At 60.5% G+C, this 13,388-nt stretch carries 6 protein-coding genes; 2 read left to right on the top strand and 4 right to left on the bottom strand.

Annotated features, from left to right (window positions below):
• Positions 1-25 precede the first annotated feature (25 nt).
• Both GR303_RS07595 and GR303_RS07590 read right to left on the bottom strand, forming a co-directional pair.
• The gene (locus GR303_RS07595; protein ID WP_161722538.1) at positions 26-1,309 is read right to left on the bottom strand and encodes a TRAP transporter large permease subunit; all 1,284 of its coding nucleotides are present in this window, start codon (positions 1,307-1,309) and stop codon (positions 26-28) included.
• A complete protein-coding gene (locus GR303_RS07590) occupies positions 1,306-1,848 on the bottom strand; it encodes a TRAP transporter small permease subunit (protein WP_161722626.1) in 543 nt (180 codons plus the stop codon). Before GR303_RS07590 ends, GR303_RS07595 begins: the two co-directional genes overlap by 4 nt.
• Before the next feature lie 276 nt (positions 1,849-2,124).
• Between GR303_RS07590 and GR303_RS07585 the strand changes: the two genes are divergently transcribed.
• On the top strand, positions 2,125-3,324 hold the full coding sequence (locus GR303_RS07585; RefSeq protein WP_161722539.1) for a mandelate racemase/muconate lactonizing enzyme family protein: 1,200 nt from the start codon (positions 2,125-2,127) through the stop codon (positions 3,322-3,324).
• Positions 3,325-3,339: 15 nt separating this feature from the next.
• On the top strand, positions 3,340-4,716 hold the full coding sequence (locus GR303_RS07580; RefSeq protein ID WP_161722540.1) for an FAD-binding oxidoreductase: 1,377 nt from the start codon (positions 3,340-3,342) through the stop codon (positions 4,714-4,716).
• A 471-nt stretch (positions 4,717-5,187) separates the two neighbouring features.
• Here GR303_RS07580 and GR303_RS07575 read toward each other — a convergent pair whose 3' ends face one another.
• Together GR303_RS07575 and GR303_RS07570 are read right to left on the bottom strand one after the other, a co-directional pair.
• Complete coding sequence (locus GR303_RS07575) at positions 5,188-7,296, bottom strand: response regulator (RefSeq protein WP_161722541.1); 2,109 nt, start codon at positions 7,294-7,296, stop codon at positions 5,188-5,190.
• Positions 7,293-13,142, bottom strand: a complete 5,850-nt coding sequence (locus GR303_RS07570; RefSeq protein WP_161722542.1) for a HAMP domain-containing protein — start codon at positions 13,140-13,142, stop codon at positions 7,293-7,295. The genes GR303_RS07575 and GR303_RS07570 overlap by 4 nt, the downstream gene beginning before the upstream one ends.
• Between the last annotated feature and the right edge of the window lie 246 nt (positions 13,143-13,388).

Below are 13,388 nucleotides of genomic sequence, written 5' to 3'. Positions count from 1 at the left end.
TTCCTCTCCTTTGGTATTCTTCAACTTACCGTCCCCGCAGCCAGGCAAGTGGTACGGTGACGAGTTCGGGGATCAAGATTAGCAGAACGAGTACGACAAGCTGCGCGATCAGGAACGGATTGACGCCTCTGATAACAGCCCCCATCGGTACGCGGGCGACACCGCTCACCACGTTGAGCACGATTCCGACCGGCGGCGTGATCAGGCCGATTGCATTGTTGATGATGAAGAGCACCCCGAAATAGACAGGGTCGATTCCGGCCTGCTTGACGATCGGCATCAGCACCGGCGTGAGGATCAGAACTGTCGGCGAGAAGTCGAGAGCCGTTCCGACGATGACGACCAGGAACATGAGAGCAAACATGAGCAGCGTCTTGTTGCCCATGAGCGGCTGAATCAACCCGCTGATCTCGCCAGGGATGTTCGCCTGGGTGATGAGCCAAGCGGAGACAAGCGCTGCAGCGACCAGGAACATCACCACCGCCGTGGTCTTTGCCGCTGTCAGAAAGACGCCGTAGAGCATCGACGGTTTCAGCTCGCGATAGACGAACATGCCGATCACGAGCGCATAGACTGCGGCCAGAACCGCCGCCTCGGTCGGCGTAACGATGCCCCATTTGATGCCGCCCAGGATCAAGACAGGCATCAGAAGCGCAAAGAAACCGTCCAGAAAGGCCTTTCCGCGCTCCCGCATCGTGGTGCGCGGCGAGGTCTGCATCTTGTCTTTTCTGCTGACGATCGCCCATGCGACGACGAGGGAAATCCCCATCATCAGGCCAGGCACGATTCCGGCCAAGAAAAGCTGCGAGATCGATACGTTGGCGGCAACGCCAAAAATGATGAATCCGATGGAGGGCGGTATCACCGGAGCGATGATGCCGCCCGCAGCGATGAGCCCCGCCGACCTGGGAAGGTTATAACCCGCGTCTCGCATCATCGGGATGAGAATAGCCGCCAGGGCTGCGGTATCCGCTGCGGCAGATCCGGACAGAGCGGCAAGGATGAGCGCCGCAACGATCGCAACGTAGCCGAGCCCGCCGTGGATATGGCCTAGGCATGACAGGGCGAAATTGACGATGCGCTTCGACAAGCCTCCGACATTCATCAGCTCGCCGGCGAGGAGGAAGAACGGCACCGCCAGCAGTTGGAAGTTGTCGGCTCCGATGATCATGTTCTGAGCGACGATCTGGCTGTCGAAATTCCCGAGCCAGAGCATGAGAGCCAATGCGCACACGACGAGCGCGAAGGCAATCGGCATGCCGAGCGCCATGGCTCCGAGGAGCGAAGCGAGGAATACGACGATCGTCACTCGAGGCGCTCCCTTAAGGCATGTGCCGCGTCGTCGCTGTAATCCCCGGCGAAAGCCTTGAGCTCATGCTCGCTGATGGTTCCAGTGAGGACACGCAGGATTCGAAGGAGCGCCAGGATTCCCAATCCAATGCTGGTGAAGAACCCGACACCATAGATCCAGAGCATCGATATCTCGGTAATCGGCGCGTAGTTCGTGGCATTGATCTCGGCCTGCTGCCACGTCCCCCAAAAGAACACGGCGCAGCAGACGATGATGAGCAGATCCGAGAGAATCATGCACAGCTTGCGCCCCCTATCCCCAAGTCTGGCCACGAGCGTCTCGACACCCAGATGCGCATTCTCGCGGCCGACGACGACAGCCCCGATGAAGGTGAGCCATACAAAAAAGTAGCGGGAGAGTTCCTCGGAGACATCAATGCCGGTGTCGAAGAGGTAGCGCAGCAAGACATTGCCGAAGACCATGACGACCATGGACGCCAGGAGAAGCACCAAGAGCGCTTCCAGGGCCTTGAAGAACCAGTCGACTATCCTGCTCACTGTCACTCCCTGGCTTGGGCTTATCGAGCCCCCATGATTCTGTTCACCTGTGCAGGCTGTTCAAGCCTGCACAGGTGCAGATTCCTCCGATCTAAGGCACAGATTTTCGGAGTGTCAATTCAACAGCGGCCAAGCTGCTCGGGACCACGTCCATACATGAAACAAAATATCAACGTGTACCTCCTCGCCACAGGTGCGCTTTAGGATATCATAGAGCCCCGATCCCGGATCCCGCTTAGAACCTCGCGTTCGAGGCGACTCGATAGGAAGCACATCATGAAGCTTACCGGCCTTGAGACAATCCGCTTGCAGGAGTTCCCAAACATCATCTGGGTGCTCCTTCATACGGATGAGGGTCTGTCCGGGCTGGGGGAGACCTTTATGGGGGCTGCTGCCGTCGAGGCCTATCTGCACGAAACCGTGGCGGCGAAGCTGATCGGCCGCGACCCTCTTCAGATTGAAGCCATCAACCGGGACCTCCAGAACTATCTCGGCTGGCGCTCCGCAGGCGTCGAGACGCGGGGCAATTCGGCTGTCGACATCGCGTTATGGGACCTGTTCGGGAAAGCGCACGGCAAACCCGTCTGCGACATGCTGGGCGGACGGTCCCGGGACAGGATACGAGTCTACAACACCTGTGCTGGATACCGATACATCCGGGACAGCCGAGCCCAGAAGGTTGCGAACTGGGGCCTCGGAGATGCCGAGGGCGCTTACGAGGATCTGGAGGCCTTTCTGCATAACGCGGATGAGCTGGCTCACTCCCTGCTGGAGCAGGGCATCACGGGGATGAAGATCTGGCCCTTCGACTTGGCCGCCGAGCGCAGCCATGGCTATGACATATCGTCCGCAGAACTGCGGACAGCTCTTGAGCCTTTCGCGAAGATCCGCAAAGCCGTCGGCGACAAGATGGATATCATGGTCGAGTTCCACTCCCTGTGGAGCCTTCCGATGGCGAAGAAGCTCGCCTCAGCGCTCGCTGATTTCGATACCTACTGGCACGAGGATCCATTCCGGCTCGACAATATCGGCGACCTGAAGGAATACGCCCGACACTCCAAGGCATGGGTCTGCGCCTCCGAAACCCTTTCCTACACCCATGCGTTTCGCGAGTATCTGGAGACGGGCGTTGCCGGCGTCGCCATGCTCGACCTCTCCTGGTGCGGCGGCCTGACGGAAGCGCGCAAGATCGCAGCACTCGCCGAAGCGTGGCACGTGCCGGTCGCGCCGCACGACTGCACTGGCCCGGTCGTCTATGCTGCATCGTGCCACTTCTCCCTGCACGCCAGGAATGCCCTCATCCAGGAGAGCGTCCGAGCATTCTATACGGGCTGGTACACCGAACTCGTTACGGAGCTGCCGACGGTCACCGCAGGAGAGGTCACGGTGAACATGAAGCCCGGCCTCGGGCTCGAGCTGCTTCCGGACATCAGAAAACGCCCGGATGCCATCGTGCAGGTGACCCGATCCTCTTGAAAAGGGCCCGGATCAATGAGCAACGTCATCGAAGCCCTTGTCGCCGCTCTGGGATCCAAGGTTCGCACAGGAGCCGAAATCCCGATCAGGAATCACGCCGATGCAAGCGGCTTACCACCTGTATCGCCCAAGGCCCTGATCCTGCCGGACACGACCGAAGACGTCTCGACCGTTTTGCGGATCTGCCATGATCATGAGCAGCCCATTGTCATCCAAGGCGGCCTGACGGGGCTTGCCGGCGGCGCTCGTCCTGAAGCTGGCGAGATCGCGCTGTCGCTGGAGCGCATGACAGGTGTCGAGGAGATCGATGCGGCAAGCGCAACTCTCACTGCCCTTGCGGGAACACCTTTAGTCGTCGTACAGCAAGCTGCTGAAGAGGCTGGACTTCTTTGCGGTGTCGACCTCGGCGCGCGTGGAAGCTGCACGATTGGCGGGAATGTAGCCACCAATGCCGGCGGCAACCAAGTGCTGCGATATGGCATGACCCGTCGCAACACACTTGGTCTTGAGGCCGTTCTTGCCGATGGCACGGTGGTCCGCTCCCTGAACAAGATGCTCAAGAACAATGCGGGCTACGATTGGACACAGCTCCTCATCGGCAGCGAGGGGACGCTCGGCGTCATCACGCGTGTCGTCCTCGGCCTGTATCCGAAGCCTCTCGGTGTCCAGACGGCTCTCTGTGCCGTTGGAAATTTCGAGGACGCCCTGATCCTTCTTCGGCAGATCCAGCAGGTTCATCCGGGACGGCTGCTGGTCTTCGAGGCCATGTGGCGGGAATTCATGATCGTTGCTACCGAGATCTGCGGCCTGCCGCCTGCATTTGAAGCGGATCATGACGTCACGCTGCTCATTGAAGCAGACATGGGGGAGGAACCCGCAGGAAGCGAGGCGTTCTCTTCTCTCCTCAGCACATATTATGAGCAGGGCCTTATCAGGGATGCGGTCGTTGCCCAGTCGCAGGCCGACAGAAACCGGTTCTGGGCCTATCGGGAAACGCCTTACGAATACGGACGATTCCTGCCCGAGGAGATCCGCTTCGATGTGAGCGTACCTCTCAACCGCATGACCGAGGCCGTGGAACACCTTCGTCGGAACATGCGGGTGCACTGGCCCGATGCCGTCTATGTCGTCTTCGGTCATGTCGCCGACAGCAACATCCACATCAATGTCGCCATCGACAAGATGGACGAGGACCTCAAGAAGGCCGTCCAGAAACTCGTCTATGATCTCGTCTCGGGTCTTGGCGGATCCATTTCCGCCGAGCACGGCATCGGGCGGATCAAGCGCCCCTATCTTTCCCTGACCCGAACCGCGCCCGAGCTGGAACTCATGCGCGCCATGAAGCAAACCCTCGACCCCAAAGGGATCCTCAATCCAGGGCGCGTTCTCTGAGCCGCCACGCGGCGGCGCAACGGTTATCAAGAAGTCCACCATCAAGCTGGCGGTTGCCTTCTGCGCTGGATGCGGTTAGCAACTGCGCCTGTGATTTGCCAGATCAAGCGACTTGGGAGATGCCATTATGCCCCATGGAGCGTACTGCGTTGCATTCAAGCATAATCGATGGACAGTGACCCTGTCAGGGCACGATCTCGGCTCATTCCACTTTCGTTCGAAGGCGCTGAAGTTCGCAGTCGAGTCGGCCACATGGTCCGCCGTGCCGAACTCCGCCACCATCTTCATTTTGGATCGCACCGGCGATTTTTATACTGCCTGGCGGGGGGGCAGAGACATATTGACAGCAAGTCTTTAGCCATCTTGCAGCCGCACCCTCCTTTGCAAGTCAGGAGGGCGCGGACGGTATTATGGGAATCTTCCAGAGGTTCTGTACGCTGCCGCTATGCCAGACGAAAATGAACTAACCCATCAGGCGACTGCAGCGGCGCGTTGTTTTTGCGCGTTTTCAAGATCAACCTGATGCGGCAGCTCCATCAGCGCTTGGATCTTCTCGGCCAGATCTGTCGCCCGGTACGGCTTATAGAGAAGATGGAGACCTTCTAGCTGGTCCTCACCGTCGAAGTACCCGGTCGTGAGAAGAACCTGTACGCCGGGCATCTCGCTTTGGATCAGGCGGGCGAGATCTATACCACTCAGTTCTCCCGGCATTCTGACATCGGACAGCACGAGGCTGATCTGCTTGTTCGATTTCAGCATCAGTGCAGCCTCGTCCCCGGTTTCAGCCTCCATCACCTTGAAGCCGAGAGTATTGAGCGTGGAGATGGCAACCTGCCGGACGGCCGGGTTGTCCTCGACGACCAGCACCGTACGACCCTCACCGAAGGGGTGAGACAATTCGGGCTGGCGTTGAGACGGACTTTCGACAGCATCGTGCGAGCGTGGAAGCAGAATGCGAATGGTGGTGCCAGCATTCGGGGCGCTCTCGACTTCAATATGACCACAGCATTGCTGGACGAAGCCGTAGACCATGCTCAAGCCGAGCCCGGTTCCCTTTCCGCTCTCCTTCGTCGTGAAGAATGGCTCGAAGACCTTTTCCAGAACTTCGGGTGGCATGCCGGTGCCGGTATCGCTCACGGCGATCATCACGTAATCCCCGGCGGAAATCGATTTTCCTTCTTCCACTGAGCGATTTTCGATCCTGATGGTGAGGTCGCCGCCATCCGGCATGGCATCGCGCGCGTTGACGGCGAGGTTCAGGAGTGCAGCCTCCAGTTGGGCGCGGTCAACCTGAACTGGCCAGATGTCCGGCTCGGCATGGAAGCTGGCATTGACATGCTCGCCCAAGGTTCTGCGCATCAGTTCCAGAAGGCTCGGCATGAGGCTTAAGACATCAATGGTCGAGACTTGAAGCGCCTGCCGTCGCGAGAAGGTCAAGAGCCTGTAGGTCAGGTCCGCACAATGCTGAGCGCTCTCCATCGCCATATGGACGCGACGCTCGGCCTTGCTGTTTCCTTGGATCGACTTCTTGAGAAGGTCGAGGTTTCCGATGACGACGCTGAGCATGTTGTTGAAGTCATGCGCAATTCCGCCCGTCAACCTGCCCAGGGCCTCGAGCTTGCTCGCATGGAGCAGGTTCTGCTCCATCTGCTTGCGCTCGGTGATGTCGAACCACATGCCAAAGATCTCGCGCGGATGCCCATTGTCATCCCTCATGAGAACCGTCTGGTCGAGGAAATGTCGCTCGACGCCATCGGCACAAGTCCAGCGATATTCAAGGCTGAGAGCGTCCTCCTGCCCCAAGCGCTGGAGCTGCGTCATCACGCGCTCCCGATCTTCTGCATTGAGCCTCGACGACCAGAAGTCGGAGCGCTCAAGGAAAGCCTCCGGCCGGAATCCGGTGATGCGCTCGATGCTTTCGTTGGTGAAGTGAAGTCGGCGGTGATCCTCCTCCAAGGAGGCCGTGTAGAGTGCGATCGGGAGGGACTGCAGGACGATTGACTGATGTTCTTCACGCCGGCGCAGAGCCTGCTCGGCTTTCAGCTTCTCGCTGCGAACGCGCAGATTGTCCATGAGCAGATGGCGCTCCTGCTCGGCCTGCCGCCGGATCTCCTCGGTCTTGCGGTAGAGATCAACGAAGATGTCGACTTTGGATTTGAGGATCAGAGGCTCGATCGGCTTGAACACGTAGTCGACCGCACCGGCCGAGTAGCCCTTGAAGACATGCATGTCGTCCTTGTTGAAGGCCGTCAGGAACAAAATCGGCACACGCGATGAGCGTGGCCGGTTCCGGATCAGGCCGGCCACCTCGTACCCGTCGAGCCGAGGCATCTGCACGTCGAGCAGAATGACGGCGAAGTCGTCCTGCAGCACGTGCCGCAAGGCCGCTTCGCCGGAATCTGCCGTGACGACCTGCACGCCAGGGGAGCGGATGACCTCCTCCACGGCCATCAGGTTCCGGGGATCGTCATCGACCACCAGAATCTTCGCCAAGATGGGGGCGATCAGGGGGCGAGCCGCTACAAGGTGGAAATCATCAGCCTTCAAGTCCGGCACCACCCGCCCAACGTCATCAGTCATGAGTTCAACCCGGTCTCTGCCGCGCCATTCGGAACAGTCTTTCCGTCAGGGATATAGGTGCTCCGACTGAGCTGAACGCGCAAGACAGCAAGAAGTTGGTCGATGTCCACAGGTTTGGAGACATAGTCTGTCGCACCTGCCTCAAGACATTTCTCACGATCGCCTTTCATGGCCTTTGCTGTGACGGCAACCAACGGCAGATCACGGTAGCGCGGGATGCTCCTGATCTCCCTCATGGTCTCGTAACCATCCATCTCTGGCATCATGATGTCGATCAGAGCCACATCCACATCCGGGTTGTCCTTCAGCTTCTCGATGCCTTCGAGACCGTTCTCGGCAAAAACGACCGAGATGCCGTGCTGCTCGAGAGCGCTCGTCAGCGAGAAGATGTTACGCATATCGTCATCGACAATCAGGACTTTCCTGCCGCTGAGAGATTCATCCGAGCGCCGCTCGACAATGATGTGCTTGTCCTCCGGGATCGCACTGATGGCGCGGTGGAGGAAGAGCGCTGTATCGTTCAGGAGGCGTTCCGACGAGCCTTCTCCTTTGACGATGATCGTTGCGGCGATGCTGTGAAGCCTACGCTCCTCCGCCTTCGACAGGTCCTGACCGGTATAGATGACGATCGGCAGTTCCTCACCCCCTTTCGTCTTACGGATTCGCTCGATCAGCTCCGCCCCGGGAAGGTCCGGAAGGCCGAGATCCACGATGGCGCAGTCGAACTGCCGCACCTGGATCACCTCCAGCGCACTTTCCGCAGTTCCAACTGCCGTCACGTCGACCTGCTCATTCTTCATGAGCTCGGTGAGGCTCATGCGCTGATTGTCATCATCCTCGACCAGGAGGAGCTTCTTTACAGGCCTGTCAATGAACTCCTTGGTCCTGTTGAGGGCGCCCATCAGCGCCTCACGGTCGACCGGCTTCTCCAGGAACCCGAACGCCCCGGCCTTAAGGCCCCGCTTCTTCTGGTCGTCCACCGAGATGACATGGATTGGGACGTGACGCGTCCTCGGATCGTGCTTGAGAAGATCGAGGAGCGCCCATCCATCCATGTCCGGAAGGCCGATGTCGAGCGTGATCGCATGCGGCTTGTAGCGGTGAGCCAGGGCCAGAGCCGAGGCGCCATCCATGGCGATCAGCCCCTTGAAACCCTGTTCGCGAGCGAGTTCGAGCAGCACTGAGGCAAACATGGCGTCGTCCTCGATGATCAGAACGACGTGATCCCCGGTCGTGATCGCGTGGCGGTCGTCAAGAGAGGCCGAGAGCGCCATGGCGGCGGCCGGCTGGCGGATCAGGGTGCCCGATTGCTCTTCGCCGAAGTTGGAATGGCCGGCGCCCTCCCCGTTGGTCTTGAGCGAGCTTCCCACTCCCGTCGTTCCGTGGCTTGCAGGCGGCTCGACCGGGATGAAGAGCGTGAAGGTGGAACCTGCTCCAGGCGTGCTCGACACCACGATTTCGCCGCCAAGCAGACGAGCGATCTCGCGGCTGATCGACAGGCCGAGGCCAGTGCCGCCATACTTGCGGCTCGTTGTGCCGTCGGCCTGCTGGAATGCTTCGAAGATGATGCGCTGCTTGTCCTCCGGAATGCCGATACCGGTGTCGGTGACCGATATGGCAACCCACTGACTGCCGGCGCGCAGGGGCGTTCCTTCTGCGGAGCCGATCTGCAGTGTCACCCCTCCACGCTCCGTGAACTTGAAGGCATTGGAGAGGAGGTTGCGCAGAACCTGCTGCAGGCGCTTGGAGTCCGTCCTGATGGCAGGTGGCAGCTTCGGATCGACCTGAACATGGAAGTCGAGCTTCCGCTCCTCCGCCACCTGCCTGAATGTCCTGTCCATGTTCTCGACGAGGTCTTTGAAGCTGACGCTCGACACTTCCAGGCTCACGGTTCCGGACTCGATCTTCGACAGGTCGAGAATGTCGTTGATCAGCGACAGCAGATCCGAGCCGGCCGCATGGATCGTCTTAGCAAACTCCCTCTGCTTCTCGGTCAGGTTGCCTTCCGTGTTCTCGGTCAGGAGCTTCGACAGGATAAGGAGTGAGTTCAGCGGCGTTCTCAGCTCGTGGCTCATATTAGCCAAGAACTGGGACTTGTAGCGCGAGGTGAGCGACAGCTGCTCGGCCTTTTCCTCCAGAGCGGTCTTGGCGACGGAGACCTCCTGGTTCTTTGCCTCGACCTCCCGCTTCTGGAGCTCGAGCAGGCGGGCCTTTTCCTCCAGTTCCTCGTTGGTCTTCTGAAGCGCCTCCTGCTGCTGCCGCAGGAGCTCCTCCGACTGGCGCAGGGTCGCTGCCTGCTGCTCCAGCCGATCATTTGTGTTCTTGAGTTCTTCCTGCTGGCTCTGCAGCTCCGTGGTCAGAAGCTGGGACTGCTTCAGCAGGCCCTCCGTGCGCATGTTCGCGGCGATCGTGTTGAGAACGATGCCGATGGATTCCGTCAGCTGGTCGAGGAACGACTGATGGGTTTCCGAGAACCGGTTGAACGAAGCAAGCTCGATGACCGCCTTCACCTCCTGCTCGAACAGAACCGGCAGGACGATGATGTTGAGCGGTGGGGCCTCCCCAAGAGCAGACCCGATCTTGATGTAGTCGCTCGGCGCATTGGTGAGCAGGATCCTCTTCTTCTCATAGGCGACCTGGCCGACGAGTCCTTCCCGGAGGCGGAACCGGTTGGCAAGATGCTTACGCTCGGTGAAGGCATAGGATGCGACGAGCTCGAGGACCGGCTCGTCGCCGTTGTTCTCCACCGTATAGAAGACACCCTGCTGCGCGTTCACGAGCGGCGCGATCTCCGACAGGATCATGTTGGAGACGGTTGCGAGGTCGCGCTCGCCCTGCAGCATGCGGGTGAACTTCGCAAGGTTGGTCTTGAGCCAATCTTGCTCCGCATTCTTGAGCGTCGTGTCGCGCAAGTTGCGGATCATCTCGTTGATGTTGTCTTTGAGCGCCGCAAGCTCGCCAAGGGCTTCCGCGGTGATCGATCGGGTCAGGTCGCCGCGCGTCACGGCCGTGGCGACTTCCGCAATGGCTCGCACCTGGTTGGTCAGGTTGGCAGCGAGCTGGTTCACGTTGTCGGTCAAATCCCGCCAGAGGCCCGAGACGCCTTCCACGCGGGCCTGGCCGCCGAGCTTGCCTTCCGTGCCCACCTCTTTCGCGACGCGGGTCACCTCGGAGGCAAACGAGTTGAGCTGGTCCACCATGGTGTTGATGGTGTTCTTCAGCTCCAGCATCTCGCCCTTGACGTCGACGGTGATCTTCTTCGACAGGTTGCCGTTCGCCACGGCGGTGGTCACGTCGGCGATGTTGCGCACCTGGCCCGTCAGGTTCGCGGCCATCATGTTCACGTTGTCGGTCAGGTCCTTCCAGGTGCCGCCCACGCCGCGGACCTGCGCCTGGCCGCCGAGCTTGCCTTCCGTGCCCACCTCACGCGCCACGCGGGTCACCTCGGAGGCGAAGGAGTTGAGCTGGTCCACCATGGTGTTGATGGTGTTCTTCAGCTCCAGCATCTCGCCCTTGACGTCGACGGTGATCTTCTTCGACAGGTCGCCGTTCGCCACGGCGGTGGTCACATCGGCGATGTTGCGCACCTGGCCGGTGAGGTTGGCCGCCATCATGTTCACGTTGTCGGTCAGATCCTTCCAGGTGCCGGCTACGCCCTTCACCTGCGCCTGGCCGCCGAGCTTGCCCTCAGAGCCCACCTCACGCGCCACGCGGGTCACCTCGGAGGCGAAGGAGTTGAGCTGGTCCACCATGGTGTTGATGGTCGACTTCAGCTCCAGCATCTCGCCTTCGACCACGACGGTGATCTTCTTCGAGAGGTCGCCCGTCGCAACGGCGGTCACGACCTCGGCGATGCCGCGCACCTGGCCGGTGAGGTTCGCCGCCATGAGGTTCACGTTGTCGGTCAGGCCCTTCCAGACGCCGCCGACCCCCTTCACCTGCGCTTGGCCGCCGAGCTTGCCCTCGGAGCCCACCTCTTTCGCGACGCGGGTCACCTCGGAGGCGAAAGAGTTGAGCTGGTCCACCATGGTGTTGATGGTGTTCTTCAGCTCGAGAAGCTCGCCGCGGACATCGACGGTGATCTTCTTCGACAGATCACCATTCGCCACCGCAGTGGTCACATCGGCGATGTTGCGCACCTGACCCGTCAGGTTCGCCGCCATCATGTTCACGTTGTCGGTCAGGCCCTTCCAGACGCCGCCGACGCCTTCCACGCGGGCCTGGCCGCCGAGCTTGCCTTCCGTGCCCACCTCTTTCGCCACGCGGGTCACCTCGGAGGCGAAAGAGTTGAGCTGGTCCACCATGGTGTTGATGGTGTTCTTCAGCTCGAGAAGCTCGCCGCGGACATCGACGGTGATCTTCTTCGACAGATCACCATTCGCCACCGCAGTGGTCACATCGGCGATGTTGCGCACCTGACCCGTCAGGTTCGCCGCCATCATGTTCACGTTGTCGGTCAGGTCCTTCCAGGTGCCGCCCACGCCCTTCACCTGCGCCTGGCCGCCGAGCTTGCCTTCCGTGCCCACCTCACGCGCCACGCGGGTCACCTCGGAGGCGAAGGAGTTGAGCTGATCCACCATGGTGTTGATGGTGTTCTTCAGCTCCAGCATCTCGCCCTTGACGTCGACGGTGATCTTCTTCGACAGGTCGCCGTTCGCCACGGCGGTGGTCACGTCGGCGATGTTACGCACCTGGCCGGTGAGGTTGGCCGCCATCATGTTCACGTTGTCGGTCAAATCGCGCCACAGGCCAGCGGCGCCAGGCACGAGAGCCTGGCCGCCCAGCTTGCCTTCGATGCCCACCTCGCGCGCCACGTTCGTCACCTGATCGGCGAAGGTGGCCAGCGTGTCGATCATGCCGTTGATGGTATCCGCCAGAGCGGCGATTTCGCCCTTGGCATCCACGGTCAGCTTCCGGGTGAGGTTGCCCACGGCAACGGCGGTCACGACCTCGGCGATGCCGCGCACCTGACCCGTCAGGTTCGCCGCCATCATGTTCACGTTGTCGGTCAGGTCCTTCCAGGTGCCGCCCACGCCCTTCACCTGCGCCTGGCCGCCGAGCTTGCCTTCCGTGCCCACCTCTTTCGCCACGCGGGTCACCTCGGAGGCGAAGGAGTTGAGCTGGTCCACCATGGTGTTGATGGTGTTCTTCAGCTCCAGCATCTCGCCCTTGACGTCGACGGTGATCTTCTTCGACAGGTTGCCGTTCGCCACGGCGGTGGTCACTTCAGCGATGTTGCGCACCTGGCCGGTGAGGTTCGCGGCCATCATGTTCACGTTGTCGGTCAGGTCCTTCCAGGTGCCGGCTACGCCCTTCACCTGCGCCTGGCCGCCGAGCTTGCCTTCCGTGCCCACCTCTTTCGCCACGCGGGTCACCTCGGAGGCGAAGGAGCTGAGCTGGCCCACCATGGTGTTGACCACCTTGCCGATGCGGAGGAATTCGCCTCGCAGGGGCCGGCCTTCGATTTCAAGCTGCATGCTCTGGCTGAGATCGCCCTTGGCGACAGCACCGATCACGCGGGCCACTTCGGTCGTCGGCTGGACCAGGTCGCCGATCATGGAATTGACCGAGTCGATGCACTCGCTCCAGCAACCCGTCGCAGCAGCCAGACGCCCCCGCTCGCCGATCCTTCCCTCCTTGCCGACGACCCTTGCCACCCGGTCAAGTTCCTGAGCGAGCCCCTTGTTCAGATCGGCGATGTCGTTGAAGGCTTCCGCGATTTCCCCGTCGATCCCTGTCAGGTCCGAAGGCAGGCGAACCGAAAAATCGCCTTTGCGGAAGGCACGCAAGGTTTTCAGAAGCAGCCTGGGATCAAGCTGCGAAGGAGAAGTCTCGACTTGTGCCATGAAAGCCCCCGTTACGCTGTTCCAGGCGTTACTCGCACCTGGATCCCCATGTTCCGATGTTCCAAAAGGTACTTTGTTCGTATTCAGATGGAACTTGACCTTACATAACGCTCGAGCGCCACTTAGGTTCCATGGAGCATACATTTTTTCGGAGCCGCTGGAATGGATTTCCCGATTCTGTCGAAGCTACAAAGCTTTAGGCCCCAGGACCCAAGCCGGGCATCGTCCACCCCCTCGATGGCTTCG

Origin of the sequence: Microvirga arsenatis, assembly GCF_009910705.1 — a bacterium.
GTDB classification, from domain to species: Bacteria; Pseudomonadota; Alphaproteobacteria; order Rhizobiales; family Beijerinckiaceae; genus Microvirga; species Microvirga arsenatis.
Note: the sequence above shows the minus strand (reverse complement) of the source record. Positions and strands in the feature narration are given on the sequence as shown.

Bases quoted from the DNA above. Each gene is read 5' to 3' on its own strand.
- GR303_RS07575 (WP_161722541.1), bottom strand. From the start codon at position 7,296: ATGACTGATGACGTTGGGCGGGTGGTGCCGGACTTGAAGGCTGATGAT.
- GR303_RS07580 (WP_161722540.1), top strand. From the start codon at position 3,340: ATGAGCAACGTCATCGAAGCCCTTGTCGCCGCTCTGGGATCCAAGGTT.
- GR303_RS07585 (WP_161722539.1), top strand. From the start codon at position 2,125: ATGAAGCTTACCGGCCTTGAGACAATCCGCTTGCAGGAGTTCCCAAAC.
- GR303_RS07570 (WP_161722542.1), bottom strand. From the start codon at position 13,142: ATGGCACAAGTCGAGACTTCTCCTTCGCAGCTTGATCCCAGGCTGCTT.